The sequence below is a fragment of the Mycobacterium sp. 1423905.2 genome, assembly GCF_001673155.1.
Taxonomy (GTDB): Bacteria; Actinomycetota; Actinomycetes; order Mycobacteriales; family Mycobacteriaceae; genus Mycobacterium.
This window is the reverse complement of sequence record NZ_LZLE01000124.1, coordinates 1-14,214: the sequence shown is the minus strand read 5'-3', so window position 1 is coordinate 14,214 and position 14,214 is coordinate 1. Positions and strand designations below refer to the sequence as shown.

The following is a 14,214-nucleotide window of genomic DNA, read 5'->3' as shown; positions in this document are numbered from 1 at the left end:
GAACCCTACCACAAAGCGGCGAAAAAACCTTGACTACCTGCGGTTGAACGTTGCACCGTGTACATATGTTCACTCAAACTTTGAAGAAGCGAGTGCTGGGTTCCGACCTCCTGGATCTGCTCACCGGACCCCACGGCGTCGACCGTTACACCGAACTGGTGGCGCCCACGTGGACCCTCGGTGAGGCCCGCGCCAAGGTGGTCGACGTCCGGCGCACCACGCCACGCAGCGTCACGCTGACCCTCGTCCCCAACGACGCCTTCACGTCGACCTACACCGTCAGGGCGGGGCAGTACGTCAACCTCACGGTCGAAATCGACGGTCGCCGGCACACCCGCTGCTATTCGCCGGCCAACGCTGAGGGCAGCCGCAAGCTCGAACTGACCATCGGTCGCCACGACGGCGGGCTGGTCTCCACCTACCTGTACGAACGCGCGCGTCGCGGCATGGTGGTGGGTTTGGCCGGGGTGGGCGGCGACTTCGTCCTGCCGGCTCAGCGTCCCCGCCGCATCCTGTTCGTCTCCGGCGGAAGTGGCATCACCCCGGTGATGGCGATGCTTCGCACGCTGATCGCCGAAGGCCACCCGCAAGTCAGCGGAGCAGAGATCGCGTTCCTCCATTACGCGCGGACCCCCGCCGAGGCGTGCTACCGCGACGAGCTGGCGGGCCTACCCGGTGTGCGGGTGCTGTACGGCTACACCCGCGCCGATTCCGGCGACCTGGTGGGCCGCTTCGGGGCCGACCACCTGGCCGCGGCCATGCCGTCCGCCGACGCGGTGTTCGTCTGCGGCCCGGCCACTTTGGTAGACGGTGTGCGGGAGCACTGTGAAAATGTGTTCACCGAAAGTTTCGTGCCGCCGGTCATCGAGACGCCGGCCAATCCGTCGGGTGGTCGAATCACCTTTGCCGACAGTGGGGTTGATGTCGTCGACGACGGCCGCTCGCTGCTCGAGCAGGCCGAATCGGCGGGGCTGACACCGGAAAACGGGTGCCGGATGGGCATCTGCCACACCTGCACGCGGCGCAAGACCGTCGGGACCGTTCGCAACCTGGTCACCGGCGCGGTCTCCACCGGAGCCGACGAAGACGTACAGATCTGCGTGTCGGTGCCGGTCGGCGACGTCGAAATGTCTCTCTAACGCCATGGCCACCACACCAAGGAAGGCCACCATTTCAAGGGAGGAAAAGCCATGACACAGAACAAGATCACCCTGACCCGGGAGCAGGCCGACGCGTTCGGCCGCGAACTCGACGCCATCAGAGAACGCGTGCTGACCGACCTGGGCGAAGAAGACGCCGAGTACATCCGCCGGGTCATCAAGGCTCAGCGCGCACTCGAAGTCGGCGGTCGCGCGTTGCTGTTCCTGCCGCCCGCCTGGTTGCTGGGCACCACCATGCTGGGTTTGTCGAAGATCCTGGACAACATGGAGATCGGCCACAACATCATGCACGGCCAGTACGACTGGATGCGCGACCCGACCATCTCGGGGCGTTCCTTCGAGTGGGACACCGCCTGCCCGGCCGATCAGTGGCGGCACTCGCACAACTACATGCACCACACCCACACCAACATCGTGGGAATGGACCGCGACATCGGCTACGGCATCCTGCGCATGAGCGAAGACCAGCCGTGGGAACCGTACTTTCTGGGTAACCCGGTCTACGCGTTCCTGCTGATGGTGCTGTTCCAGTACGGCGTCGCACTGCACGAGCTGGAGACCGAACGCATTCGAGCCGGTGAGATCCGGCTGGCCGACAAGCGCCAGACCCTCAAGGACATCTGGAAGAAGACGCGCCGGCAGACCCTCAAGGACTACGTCGCGTTCCCGTTGCTGGCCGGCCCATTCGCGCCGTTCGTGTTCACCGGCAACCTGTCGGCGAACCTGATGCGCAACGTGTGGTCCTACATGATTATCTTCTGCGGTCACTTCCCGGACGGCACGCAGGAATTCACCGTCGAGGAGACGCAAGACGAGTCCCGCGGCATGTGGTACTTCCGCCAGGTGCTCGGCTCGGCAAACCTGACCGGTGGCAAGCTCTTCCACCTGCTGTCGGGCAATCTGTCCCACCAAATCGAGCACCACCTGTTCCCCGACATGCCGGCCCGCCGCTACGCCGATATCGCACCCGAGGTGCAGGAGGTCTGCGAACGCTACGGCATTCCCTACAACCGCGGGCCGTTGCTGCGCCAGTTCGGCACCGTCGTCCGCAAGATCGTCAAGCTGACCCTGCCGGATTCGCTGCCATTGCGGCCGAAGGCTTCCGCGCAGCAGGCCGGCGACAAGGTCCCCGCCGCCGCATAGCTCGGTCGAGTCTGCGCCGGCGGCGCCGAGACTGCGCCCAGGGTGTGTCTCTTCGACATCGGGTCACCCTGGACGCAGTCTCGAGTCGTATCCGTCAGATTTGTTCAAATCGACGCAGCGCGGGGGGCGACGCGTCGGGCTCAGCGGTGGACAATAGGCCGAATGGAGTGGACCGGCGCGCGCTATGCGGACAAGCCCACGGTGGAAGCCTCACTGTGGGTCGACGCCGATCCGCACCGGGTGTGGGGCTTCGTTTCCGACATCGAGTTGATGCCGTCGCTGAGCAATGAGCTGCAAGCCGTGCAGTGGGCGGACGGAGCCACCGGACCGCGCCTGGGTGCTCGTTTCGTCGGGCACAACAGCCATGACGCGTTCGGCCAGTGGAGCACCACATCGCAAATCGTCGGCTGTGAGGAAGGCCGCGAATTCTCCTGGGTGGTCGGCGATCCGGAACACCCCTCGGCCACCTGGCGGTTCACCTTGACGCCGCGCGACGGCGGCACCGTCCTGACCTACGGGATGCAGATGGGCCCGGGCCGGTCGGGGCTGTCGACGGCGATCGACGCCATGCCCGACAAGGAACAGAAGATCGTGTTCGTCCGATTGCGGGAATTCGAAGCCGCGATCGACAAAACCCTCGCGTCTATCAAGAGGTTGGCCGAGCACGGGGTCCGGTGATGCGCACCGCGACCACCGTCGAATTCTCCACCGACGCCAGCCAGGTCGCGGAGTTCTCTGTCGAGGCCGAGAACCTGGGACTCGACGTGTGCTGGGTCGCCGAGGCCTGGGGTGCCGATGCGCCGTCGGCGCTGGGCTACATCGCCGCGCGCACCCAGCGGATGCTGCTCGGCTCTGGTGTGGTGCAGGTCGGTACCCGCTCGCCCGTCGTCATCGCGCAGACCGCGATCACGCTGTCGAACTTGTCCGGCGGCCGCTTCTTGCTCGGGCTGGGCCCGTCCGGCCCGCAGGTGATCGAGGGCTTACACGGAGTCTCGTTCGACCGGCCGCTGACCCGCATCGCGGAAACGGTCGACGTCGTGCGGCAGGCGTGGACTGGAGGCAAGATCGACTACTCCGGCAAGGAGTTGCAGATTCCACGCCCCGGCGGCGACGCGGTGCCGATGCGATTGTCGACGCGCCCCGAGCACGCCATCCCGATCTACCTGGCCGCGCTGTCACCGGCAATGCTGCGGTTGACCGGCCGGATCGCCGACGGATGGCTGGGCACCAGCTTCGTGCCTGAAGGCGCCGGCGCGGCCTACTTCGCGCACCTCGACGACGGGCTGGCCGCAGCCGGACGCACCCGCGCCGACATCGACATCTGTCAGGGCGCCGAAGTGGCATTCGCCGCCGACGAGGAACAACTGAGCCGGATGGTCGCTGACCGCAAGAAGGAACTCGCCTTCAGTCTCGGCGGCATGGGCTCGGTGAGCACCAATTACTACAACCAGGCCTACAGCCGGCAAGGGTGGGCCGAGGTGGCCGCCGCGGTGCGGGAGCGGTGGCAAGGCGGTGATCGGGCCGGTGCGGCTGGGTTGGTCAGCGACGAGATGGTGCTGGCCACGACACTGATCGGGACAGAGGACATGGTCCGCGCGCGTCTTGCGGTGTGGCGCGACGCCGACGTGACCACGGTGCGGCTCTACCCGGCCGGGGATTCGCTGGGCGCCAAGCTCGACACCTTGGGTCGAGCCATCGATCTGGTCCGCGAACTCGGCTGAGTCAGTAGACGTCGGTCGGCGCGTCGGCGACCTTGATCAGGTGCGCTTGCGGGCGCGCCGGTACACCGTCGGGGAGAAACCAGCGAAAGGCCAGGTTGCCGCGGGGATAATCCAACGCGGTCACCGAGTTCGGGTGGGACGTCAAGCCCCGCGACACCACGATGGTCACCGAACCGTCGGTGTTGGCCACGGCGCTGTGCCCATTGATCGAGGAGCGGACATCGGGGCCCTCCGCGGCGCCAAAAGTGGCCATGAACTGGTTCCAGACCACCAGATTCCAGAACCGGCACGACGGCGGCCGATGCGTGATCACCAACGCTTCGTCGTCGTCGAGCACGAAGCTGCCGTAGGAATAGCAGGCGTCGCGCGCCGACCAGCCGAAGTTGGCGTCGGGCACCTGATAGGGCTCGGCGAAGTCGTTGGCCGCGTGGACGGTTTGATGGCCCAGGCCGTGCTCGGTGTCGTCCCGCGTCCCGACCGGCAACGGGACGATGGCGAACATGGTGCGTAACCATGCCGCGGCGGCGCGCAGCCGGGCAGCGGTCTCCTCGTCACCGTGTCGGATCGGGTCTGGGGCGTCGAGCGCCTCGATGCTCCAGACGACGGGCCGACCGGTCAGCGGGTCGGCTTGATAGTCGCGGGTCATCAGCACGGCCGCATCGGGCGTCGGCGGAAACTCGAAGGCAAAGTTGCCGTCGGCGTCGACATCGAGATCGCTGTCGCGCACCAACGCGACCACCCGGTCCGACCACGCGCCGGGCGACGGTTCGTTGTAGGCGGTCACCGAGAAGTACACGCTGTCGCCCCGGTTGCCGCTGATCCGGTACCGGCGCCGCGGATCGACCGGGCACATGAAGTAGTAGGCGTCGGTGTTGTCGCCGCCCCACCGACGATCGCGGCGAAACGGTGTATTAACGGCGACGAACTGTGGCCGCCCGGGTTCGTCGAACAGGTAGGCGTCGAACGCCACCCCCAACGTGGTGGCGAGCATGCGGTAGCCGTCGGCGACGTGCCGGTCGTCGGTGACGGCACGCTCGCCCGCCAAGAAGGAGCGGTCCAGGCCGCGCAGCGTGTCGAGCAGATCCTGCCAAGCGGCCGTCGATGCGTGCGTCATGCGCTGATTCCCTTCCAGAGCAACGTCGTGGTGCGGTCGACCCAGGCCTCGTCGACACCGTCGGGACGGGTCAGCACCGCCAGCAAGACCAGTCCCGCGATGGCTTCGGCCAGTTCGGCGCCGGTCATGTCGGCGCGAACCTCGCCGCGCGCGGCGGCCTGAGCGAGCCACTGCGCCAGCCCCGAGCCGAGGATGTCGGAGAACCGCTCTAGCAGCGCCGCATGCAGGGTGGCATCGGCTGCCATCTCGCCGACCAGCCCCGGCAGAGCCGCCCGGGCGGCCGGCGTGGTCAGCACCGCCGCCGTGCGCCGCACCATCTCGCGCAGGTCGGCCGCGGGCGATCCCCGGTCGGGCAGCGCCGTCGCGGCGCCCAGGGGGAAAACCGCCTCGTGCACCAGGTGCGCCTTGCTCGGCCAGCGTCGGTAGATCGCGGGCTTGCTGGTCCCGGCGCGTGCGGCGATGGCAGACACCAGCAACCCCGAATAGCCGGTCTCAGTGAGGAGTTCCGTCGTGGCGCGCAGCACCGCACTGTCGATCCGCGGATCGCGCGGGCGGCCCAGGTCTTCAACCATTACGGAACTGACAGTAACATAATTCGCTGTGAGCCACGCCACAACCGTTCGACTCGACGATCTGGCCGAACCCCGCTTCGGCCCGCAAGCTCAACAGATATTGGACATGATGGCGGCCCTGGCCGCCGACTGTCCGTTGGACGCCGACGCCCTGCACGCGCGGGCCAGCGCGGACACCGGCTTGAGCGACTTCGGTCCCACCGACTACCGGGAACGGCTCGACGTGTACCTCGCCGCGCTGCGCGACATCGACGGGATGCACGGCGCGGGCGTGGTGAACTTCTACGGGCAATTGCTGCAGGTGCTGAAGAATCGGCTGCTGCTGACCGACCTGCTCAACCGGCACCCCGAGATCAACGACATCAAACTGCGCCCACCGGTCGTTATTGCCGGCCTGCCCCGCACCGGTACCACCCACCTGCACAACCTGCTGGCGACTCCGTCGACCTTTCGCACCATGCCTTATTGGGAAAGCGTCGAGCCTTTCCCGATGCCGAATGAGCTTGGGCTGCAACCCGACCCACGCCGAACGCGAATGGACGTCGCGGTCAGCGTGCTCAATACCGTGATGCCGCATTTCGCGCTCATGCACGAGATGACCACCGACCATGTGCACGAAGAGATCCAGCTGCTGGCCAACGACGTGTCCACGATGCTGCTGGAAACGTTGGCCGAGGTGCCGGCCTGGCGTGATTACTACCAGGCACACGATCAAACCCCGCACTATGCGTACCTCGCCACCCAACTCAAAGCGATGCAGTTCCTGCGCGGAGGGCGGCGCTGGCTGCTCAAGTCGCCGCAGCACCTCGAGCAAGTGCGCGTGCTGGATCAGGTCTTTCCGGACTGCGTCGTGGTGTTCACCCATCGCGATCCGGTGCCCGTGGCGTTGTCGATGATCGCGATGATCACCTACTCAGCGCGGATGCATCGCTCGCCGGTTCCGGTGGAACGGATCGCCCGGTACTGGGTCGACCGGCTCGAGCAGATGCTCAACGTGCTGGTGGCCGACCGAGACGCCATTGGCCCGGAGCGCTCGATCGACATTCGCTTCGACGACTTCATGTCCGACGAACTCGGAGTGGCCGAGCGGGTGTACGCGCTGGCCGGAGAACCGTTCACCGCCGCAGTGCACGACGCCATCACCGAGTACTTGGCGGGCCACCGCCGCGGGCGGTTGGGAAACGTCGAGACGTCGTGGGGAACTTTCGGGTTGGATGAGAAAAACCTGCAGACCCGCTTCGCGCCCTATGTCGAGCGATTCCTCGCAATAAAGTAAACCTCATGACCAATCCGCCCGCTCTCGATGGTGTTCAACATAGGTTCGTCGAAGTAGGAAACGACGTCACGATCCACGTCGCCGACGCCGGTCCCGCTGATGGTCCGGCGGTGATGCTGGTGCACGGATTCCCCGAAAATTGGTGGGAGTGGCACGAACTCATCGGTCCGCTGGCCGCCGACGGCTATCGGGTGTTGTGTCCTGACCTGCGCGGGGCGGGCTGGAGTTCGGCGCCCCGGTCGCGATACACCAAGATCGAGATGGCCGAAGACCTGGTCGCGGTGCTGGACTCTCTGGGCGTCGACAAAGTGCGCCTCGCCGCCCATGACTGGGGCGGCCCGGTGGCCTTCATCTTGATGCTGCGCCATCCCGAGCGGGTGACCGGCTTCTTCGGGATGAACACCGTGGCGCCCTGGGTGAAACGCGACCTGTCGTCGATCCGCAACATCTGGCGGCTGTGGTACCAGATTCCGATTTCGCTGCCGGTCATCGGTCCCCGACTACTGCGCGATCCCAAGGCGCGCTTCGCCCGGGCCCTCGGCGGGTGGGTCGGCGGCGGATTCAACCTGCCCGACGACGACATCCGCCTCTACATCGAGCGGATGCGTGAACCCGGTCATGCCGAGGCCGGCTCCCGTTGGTACCGCTCGTTCCAGACCGGGGAGATGCTGAGCTGGATGCGCGGGGAGTATGCCGACATTCGGGTGCAGGTGCCGGTGCGCTGGCTCAGCGGCACCGCGGATCCGGTGATCATCCCGAGTCTGGTCGACTGGTATGCCGACCACATCGACGATTTCGACGTCGAGTTCGTCGACGGAGTCGGCCACTGGATCGTTCGGCAGCGACCGGACCTGGTGCTGGACCGGCTGCGCGCTTTCCTCAAGGCTTGACGAGAATCCGGATCGGGTTGCCTTCCTGACGCTCCAACTTCTCGATGCCGGCCGGCAGATCCTCCAGCGACACCACATCACTGATCGAACGCGAAATATCCAACCGCCCATAGGAAACCAGCTTGGCCAGTGTCTCGATGTCGACGTTCTGATAACCCAGATGACCCAAGACCTGCTTGCGGGTCAAGCCGAACAGGGCGGTGGGTCCGACCGTCGGTGACTCCGCGCTCATCCCGACGCCGACCAGTCGCCCACCCGGCGTCAGACATTCGAGGCCTTGCTCGAATGTGGTCTTGAGCCCGACGGCGTCGAACGCCACATCGAGCCGCCGCCCGCCGGTGACTTCGGCGATTCTGTCCGCCAGCCCCTCCTCGCGGGAGTTGAACGCATAGTCCGCGCCGATGTCCAGAGCCCGCTCCAACACCACCGGGTTGATGTCCACGGCGATCACCGGCACCGCGCCGACCAACCGGGCCAACTGCACGATGTGGGTACCGACACCACCGACGCCCCACACCCCCACCGACTCGCCGATCGCCACCTTGCCGGTACGCACCACGGCACCGAACGGGGTCGACACCGCGTCGGCCAAGATCGCGGCCTGCTCGAGAGGAACATTGTCGGGCACCCGGGTCAGGCCGGCCGCCTGTGCCACCGTGTATTCGGCCCACGCCCCGTCATAGGCGAAGGCCATCAATTGAATTCGGAGGCAATTGACCACGTCACCGCGCCGGCAGTTCGGGCAGCGCAGGCAGGGCCGGCCGGCGGCGACCACCACCCGGTCGCCCTCCTGCCACCCGTTGACCTCGGGCCCCAGCTTCGCGATGGTGCCAGAGGCCTCGTGGCCCTGGGTGACCACCGGCGTCTGGGCCGGGAAGGTGCCGTTGATCAGGCTCAGGTCCGAGTGGCAGATTCCGCAGAAGGCAACCTTGACCAGAACTTCGCCTGGCCCCGGCTCAGGCACCGGAACATCCTCTAGGACAACGCGTTTGGTGTCAGCGTAAAAGCGCTCGGCGCGCATGGTGGGCGCCATGGTCAGTCGACGCCGATCGTCACTTCGGTGGACTTGATGAATACGGTGGCCGGCTGGCCGACCTGCAAGCCCAGTTCTTCTGCGGCGTCCTTGGTGACCGAGGAGGTGACGATCTGATCGCCGCCGTCGAGGCGTACCTTGACGATCGCCATCACGCTGCCCAAGTCGACCTCGGTAATCGTTCCCTTGAGCTGATTGCGGGTCGACAGACGCATACGAGTCCTCCTTGACTAGTCGGTTGCAGCCGCAGACAAACCTAGTGTCGCGGCCCGAGCAGGGCTACCGACGCATCCACCGCCGGCTCGACGATCTCCCGGACGTCTTTGCCGTCTTCCACGGCCAGCGCGGTCAATTCGCGCAGTCCGCCCAGCAGGATCACCGACAACGGTGGAGTCAACGGCGGCAGGTTGGCGCGCTGGAACCCGGGGCTGGCGCTCAGGTTGATCAACAGGTCGGACAGTAGTTGCAGGCCGCGCCGCTGCACGGGGCGAGCGGCCGTGCCCAGCGACGGCAATTCCCGGATCCAGCTCAACGTGATGGCCGGGCGGGACTCGATGTGGCCGACATAGGCTTCGACCGCCTGGCGGATCTGGTCATGCCAATCGGCTTCGGGGTCGACCGCCGCGGCGATGTTGTCGCCCAGCTTGTCGATGTCGACTCGCAGCAGTTCCAGAAAGCATTGTTCCTTGCTGGGGAACTGGTCGTAGAAGGTGCGTTTCGAGGTTCGCGCGTGGCGCACGATGTCAGCCACAGTCGTTGCGCGGTAACCACGTTCAGAGATGGAGGCGGCCAGGCCGTCGAGCAGCCGCATTCGGAACGGATCGGTCTCGACGGCCACCGCGCCGCCAGCCATCGCTGTCACGCGCGCCTCCTCTTGTCAGCGTTGGTACCAAAGAGTACCGTACCCGTTAAGCCTGTGGTACACCGCAGTACCAACCCCGCTCGGGGCAGACGTTGGGAGCTAATCTCCATGAGCCAAGCCATCACCGACACGCCGGCGTCCGCAACGGTCAAGTTGCCTCCGGCGACGCGGTTGCCGAAGTTGTTCGTCGGGTTGGGGTTTGCCGCTTCGCGGCGGAGGATGATGCGCTGGGCGGCCGGCCGCCACGGCAACGTCTTCATGCTCAACCTGCCGATGTACGGCCATGCGGTGGTCGTGGGCGATACCCAATTGGCCAAACAGATCTTCACCACCAGCCCAGACGAGTTGGGCAACATTCAGCCCAACCTGAGCCGGATGTTCGGCTCGGGCTCGGTATTCGGCCTGGAGGGTGATGATCACCGCCGACGGCGACGGCTGCTGGCGCCGCCCTTCCACGGCAAGAGCATGAAGAATTACGAAGCCATCATCGAAGAAGAGACGCTGCGGGAAACCGCCTCGTGGCCGGAAGGGCAGTCGTTCCCGACGTTGCCGTCGATGATGCACATCACGCTCAATGCCATCCTGCGCGCGGTCTTCGGGGCTGCCGGCGCCGAACTCGACGACTTGCGGCGGATCCTTCCGCCGTGGGTGACGCTGGGCTCGCGGTTGGCGGCAATGCCAAAACCGAACCGGGTATACGGTCGCTACAGCCCCTGGGGTCGGCTGGCCGAGTACCGCCGCCAGTACGACCTGGTGATCGACCGGCTGATCGACATCGAACGCGCGGACCCGAATTTCGAACAGCGCACCGACGTGTTGGCGCTGATGCTGCGCAGCACCTACGACGACGGTAGTCGCATGTCGCGCAAGGACATTGGGGACGAGTTGCTCACCTTGCTAGCCGCCGGGCACGAGACCACCGCGTCGACGCTGGCATGGGCATTCGAGCGGTTGACCCGTCACCCGGAGGTGCTTTCCGCGTTGGTCGAGGAGGCTGACAACGGCGGACAGGAGTTGCGGCAGGCAGCCATCCTGGAAGTCCAGCGGACCAGGACGGTCATCGACTTCGCGGCGCGCCACGTCTACCCGGAGGTCTACCGCCTGGGTGAGTGGGTGATCCCGCGCGGTACGTCGATCCTGGTGAACATCTCGCATATCCACGAAGACTCCGCCGTATTCACCGATCCGGAGCGCTTCGACCCGCAGCGCTACATCGGGGGCAAGCCCTCGGCGTTCGCCTGGATTCCGTTCGGCGGCGGTACCCGCCGCTGCGTCGGCGCCGCGTTCGCCAACATGGAGATGGACGTGGTGCTGCGAACGGTGCTGCGCCAGTTCACCATTGAGACGACGACCGCTCCCGACGAGCGGTGGCACTGCCGAGGCGTCGCCTACACACCGAAGGACGGCGGACAGGTGGTCGTGCATCGCCGCTAGGTTGGGCGACCGCGCGCCCAGTCTGCGTTGACGGACTCGAGCCTGGGCTCAGCGCGTCCGACCGGGCGCGGAACCAACGCTCAACGCAGACTCGGCGTCCGGGCTGCTGACGGCAGGGCTACTGTCCGGCGGCAGCGCGCCGCGGCAACTTCCACCCGGGCCGGACGAAGTGGCAGGTGTACCCGTTGGGGTAGTGCTGCAGGTAGTCCTGGTGCTCGGGTTCGGCTTCCCAGAAAGCTCCGGCCGGAGTCACCTCGGTGACCACCTTGCCGGGCCACAGGCCGGAGGCTTCCACATCGGCGATGGTGTCCAGCGCGACGCGCTTCTGCTCGTCGTCGAGATAGAAGATGGCCGACCGGTAGCTCATCCCGACGTCGTTGCCCTGCCGGTTCCTGGTGGTCGGGTCGTGGATCTGGAAGAAGAACTCCAGCAAGCTCCGGTAGTCGGTGACCGCGGGGTCGTAGACGATCTCGACGGCCTCGGCGTGGGTGCCGTGGTTGCGGTAGGTGGCGTTGGGCACGTCACCCCCGCTGTAGCCGACCCGCGTCGAAATCACGCCGGGCTGCTTGCGAATCAATTCCTGCATTCCCCAAAAGCAACCGCCGGCGAGAATCGCCCGTTGCGCTTCTGCCATGTTGTCCTCCTTGCCGGCCCGGGAGCCGATAACGCCCCAGGCTACACTCCGCGCGTGAGGTGTAACGGCGCGTGAGAAGCCCGGAATTCCCCCGCAATGAGCTGGTGGCGGCCTTCGCGAAGTTCGAGCAGACGGTGGCCCGCGCGGCCGAGACGCGAGACTGGGACGCCTGGGTTGAGCACTACACACCGGACGTCGAATACATCGAACACGCCGCCGGCACCATGCGCGGACGCGACGAGGTGCGCGCGTGGATCCAGCGCACGATGACCACCTTCCCGGGCAGCCACATGGTGGCCTTTCCGTCGTTGTGGTCGGTCATCGACGAGCCCACCGGCCGGATCATCACGGAGCTGGACAACCCGATGCGCGACCCCGGTGACGGCACCGTGGTCAGCGCCACCAACATCTCGATCATCACCTACGCCGGTGATGGTCAGTGGCGTCGGCAAGAAGACATCTACAACCCGTTGCGGTTCTTAAGCGCCGGAGTGAAATGGTGTCGCAAGGCACAGGCGCTGGGGACTCTCGACGAGGACGCCGCACGGTGGCTGCAGCAATACGGAGGATCACAATGAGCGCACCCAAACTCGTCATAGGCGCCAATGGCTTCTTGGGTTCCCACGTGACCCGCATGCTCGTCGGGGACGGTCATGAGGTGCGAGTGATGGTGCGGCCCAACGCAAATACCCGTTCTATTGATGACTTGCCGGTTACCCCCTTCCAGGGGGACGTCTTCGACACCGACACGGTTCGCGAGGCGATGGCCGGATGCGACGACGTGTACTACTGCGTCGTCGACACCCGCGCATGGTTGCGTGACCCGGCGCCGTTGTTCCGCACCAATGTGGACGGCTTGCGCAACGTGTTGGACGTGGCCGTTGAAGAGCCCATCGCGGCGAACCTGCACAGGTTCGTCTTCACCAGCACCTACGCGTCGGTGAACCGTCGGCACGGACACGTCGCCACGGAAGAGGACCGGATCGGCTCCCGGCGGGTGACCCCGTACGTGCAATCTCGGGTGCAAGCCGAGGACTTGGTGATGCAGTACGTCAAAGCGCATGGTCTACCGGCCGTCGCCATGTGCGTCTCTACGACCTACGGCAGCGGGGATTGGGGCCGCACCCCGCACGGTGCTTTCATCGCCGGTGCGGTCTTCGGCAAGTTGCCGTTCCTGATGGACGGCATCGAATTGGAGGTCGTCGGTGTCGACGACGCCGCCCGCGCGATGATCCTGGCCGCCGAACGTGGCCGCAACGGCGAGAAATACCTCATATCCGAGCGGATGATGCCGCTGGCAGACGTGGTGCGGATCGCCGCGGACGAGGCCGGGGTGCCGGCGCCGCACCGCAAGCTCCGGGTGCCGGTGCTGTACGCGTTGGGCGCGCTGGGCAGCCTGCGCGCGCGGCTCACCAGCAAAGACGCCGAACTCAGCCTGGACTCGGTACGCATGATGCGGGCCGAAGCGCCGGTCGACCACAGCAAGGCCGTCCGCGAATTGGGTTGGCAGCCAAGGCCTGTCGAGGAATCGATCCGCGAAGCCGCCCGATTCTGGGCGGCCATGCGCAAGTCCAAGAAAACCACCGGGGCCACGTCGGCCGAGTAAGCGAGCCCGTATGAGCCGCGTCCGTATCGATCTGACTGGTCCGCCGCAGACCATGCTCGCCACCTTGTACGCCAAGGCGCTCGACGCCGACGCGCCCAAGCCGATTTTGGGCGACCAGTATGCGAGGTCCGCGGTGGCACAAATCGACTACGACTGGCGCGCAACCACAATCACGCCCCGCCGGGCGCCGTCGGTAGCCATCCGCAGCGCCCACTTCGATCACTGGACGCGGCAGTTCCTGGCCGTGCACCCCGAAGCCGTAGTGCTGCACGTGGGCTGTGGTCTGGACGCACGGGTCTATCGGGTGGACCCCGGTCCGGGAGTGCGCTGGTATGACATCGACTATCCGGATGTCATCGCACTGCGCGAGCAGGTGTACCCCAGCCGCGCGAACTATCGCATGCTGCCGGCGTCGGTTACCGATCGGCAGTGGCTGGCCGAGGTGCCGGCCGACCGGCCCGCGCTCTTTCTGGGTGAGGGCCTCACCATGTACCTGACCAAGGACGACGGGCTCGCGCTGCTGCGTCGCGTGGTTGATCGGTTCGCGTGCGGAGAACTGCAATTTGACGCGTTCAACACCTTTGGCATCCGCATTCAGGTGACCAACTCCGTGGTGCGTCGCTCGGGCTCGACGCTGCACTGGGGTATCAACGGCCCCGATGACATCCTCGACGAGGTGCCCGGCGTGCGGTTGCTGGCATGGCAATCGGTATTCGACAGCGCAACCTTCGACTTCTCCCCACCAGCGGTGCGCTTGATGGGCCGGGTG

16 protein-coding genes are annotated in these 14,214 nt (G+C 66.0%); 10 read left to right on the top strand and 6 right to left on the bottom strand.

Annotated features, from left to right (window positions below; all coding sequences use genetic code 11):
- Positions 1 to 65 precede the first annotated feature (65 nt).
- The 4 genes from A9W95_RS06770 to A9W95_RS06755 all read left to right on the top strand — a co-directional run bounded on the left by A9W95_RS06770 (position 66) and on the right by A9W95_RS06755 (position 4,024).
- Positions 66 to 1,139 carry a ferredoxin reductase gene (locus A9W95_RS06770; RefSeq protein WP_067409983.1) on the top strand — a complete coding sequence of 358 codons (1,074 nt, stop codon included), beginning with the start codon at positions 66 to 68 and terminating at the stop codon, positions 1,137 to 1,139.
- A gap of 51 nt (positions 1,140 to 1,190) precedes the next feature.
- The gene (locus A9W95_RS06765; protein WP_067409980.1) at positions 1,191 to 2,303 is read left to right on the top strand and encodes an acyl-CoA desaturase; all 1,113 of its coding nucleotides are present in this window, start codon (positions 1,191 to 1,193) and stop codon (positions 2,301 to 2,303) included.
- 162 nt (positions 2,304 to 2,465) lie between these two features.
- Positions 2,466 to 2,981: an SRPBCC family protein gene (locus A9W95_RS06760; protein WP_067409978.1), complete on the top strand. Its 516-nt coding sequence runs from the start codon at positions 2,466 to 2,468 to the stop codon at positions 2,979 to 2,981.
- Entirely contained in the window at positions 2,981 to 4,024 is a 1,044-nt protein-coding gene (locus A9W95_RS06755) for an LLM class flavin-dependent oxidoreductase (RefSeq protein ID WP_067409976.1), read from the top strand. The genes A9W95_RS06760 and A9W95_RS06755 overlap by 1 nt, the downstream gene beginning before the upstream one ends.
- Position 4,025: 1 nt before the next feature.
- Here the strand turns inward: A9W95_RS06755 and A9W95_RS06750 are convergent, their stop codons facing one another.
- Positions 4,026 to 5,138, bottom strand: coding sequence for a DUF1214 domain-containing protein (locus A9W95_RS06750; protein ID WP_067409973.1), 1,113 nt, complete (start codon positions 5,136 to 5,138; stop codon positions 4,026 to 4,028).
- Complete coding sequence (locus tag A9W95_RS06745; RefSeq protein ID WP_067409971.1) at positions 5,135 to 5,710, bottom strand: TetR/AcrR family transcriptional regulator; 576 nt, start codon at positions 5,708 to 5,710, stop codon at positions 5,135 to 5,137. Before A9W95_RS06745 ends, A9W95_RS06750 begins: the two co-directional genes overlap by 4 nt.
- 106 nt (positions 5,711 to 5,816) lie before the next feature.
- Here A9W95_RS06745 and A9W95_RS06740 point away from each other — a divergent pair, with 106 nt between their 5' ends.
- On the top strand, positions 5,817 to 6,986 hold the full coding sequence (locus A9W95_RS06740; protein WP_253851582.1) for a sulfotransferase: 1,170 nt from the start codon (positions 5,817 to 5,819) through the stop codon (positions 6,984 to 6,986).
- Between the two features lie 5 nt (positions 6,987 to 6,991).
- Positions 6,992 to 7,876: an alpha/beta fold hydrolase gene (locus A9W95_RS06735; protein ID WP_067409961.1), complete on the top strand. Its 885-nt coding sequence runs from the start codon at positions 6,992 to 6,994 to the stop codon at positions 7,874 to 7,876.
- On the opposite strand, the gene A9W95_RS06730 is transcribed toward A9W95_RS06735, so the two are convergent.
- Genes A9W95_RS06730 through A9W95_RS06720 form a run of 3 tightly spaced genes read right to left on the bottom strand, consistent with a single transcriptional unit; the run spans position 7,866 to position 9,771 of the window.
- Positions 7,866 to 8,909 (bottom strand): zinc-binding dehydrogenase, encoded by a 1,044-nt coding sequence (locus A9W95_RS06730; RefSeq protein ID WP_067409958.1) that lies wholly within the window; start codon positions 8,907 to 8,909, stop codon positions 7,866 to 7,868. The genes A9W95_RS06735 and A9W95_RS06730 overlap by 11 nt on opposite strands.
- A 2-nt stretch (positions 8,910 to 8,911) precedes the next feature.
- Complete coding sequence (locus A9W95_RS06725; protein ID WP_067409956.1) at positions 8,912 to 9,124, bottom strand: molybdopterin-binding protein; 213 nt, start codon at positions 9,122 to 9,124, stop codon at positions 8,912 to 8,914.
- A gap of 41 nt (positions 9,125 to 9,165) precedes the next feature.
- Positions 9,166 to 9,771: a TetR/AcrR family transcriptional regulator gene (locus tag A9W95_RS06720; RefSeq protein ID WP_156746053.1), complete on the bottom strand. Its 606-nt coding sequence runs from the start codon at positions 9,769 to 9,771 to the stop codon at positions 9,166 to 9,168.
- 108 nt (positions 9,772 to 9,879) lie between these two features.
- On the opposite strand from A9W95_RS06720, the gene A9W95_RS06715 reads away from it, so the two are divergent.
- On the top strand, positions 9,880 to 11,205 hold the full coding sequence (locus A9W95_RS06715; protein ID WP_067409951.1) for a cytochrome P450: 1,326 nt from the start codon (positions 9,880 to 9,882) through the stop codon (positions 11,203 to 11,205).
- 118 nt (positions 11,206 to 11,323) lie between these two features.
- On the opposite strand, the gene msrA is transcribed toward A9W95_RS06715, so the two are convergent.
- Positions 11,324 to 11,839, bottom strand: a complete 516-nt coding sequence (msrA, locus tag A9W95_RS06710) for a peptide-methionine (S)-S-oxide reductase MsrA (protein ID WP_067409948.1) — start codon at positions 11,837 to 11,839, stop codon at positions 11,324 to 11,326.
- A gap of 71 nt (positions 11,840 to 11,910) precedes the next feature.
- Between msrA and A9W95_RS06705 the strand changes: the two genes are divergently transcribed.
- The 3 genes from A9W95_RS06705 to A9W95_RS06695 all read left to right on the top strand — a co-directional run.
- Positions 11,911 to 12,417: a nuclear transport factor 2 family protein gene (locus A9W95_RS06705; protein WP_067409946.1), complete on the top strand. Its 507-nt coding sequence runs from the start codon at positions 11,911 to 11,913 to the stop codon at positions 12,415 to 12,417.
- On the top strand, positions 12,414 to 13,445 hold the full coding sequence (locus tag A9W95_RS06700) for an NAD-dependent epimerase/dehydratase family protein (protein WP_067409943.1): 1,032 nt from the start codon (positions 12,414 to 12,416) through the stop codon (positions 13,443 to 13,445). Before A9W95_RS06705 ends, A9W95_RS06700 begins: the two co-directional genes overlap by 4 nt.
- Positions 13,446 to 13,455: 10 nt before the next feature.
- The coding region (locus A9W95_RS06695; protein WP_067409940.1) for a class I SAM-dependent methyltransferase at positions 13,456 to 14,214 on the top strand (759 nt) is incomplete at its 3' end.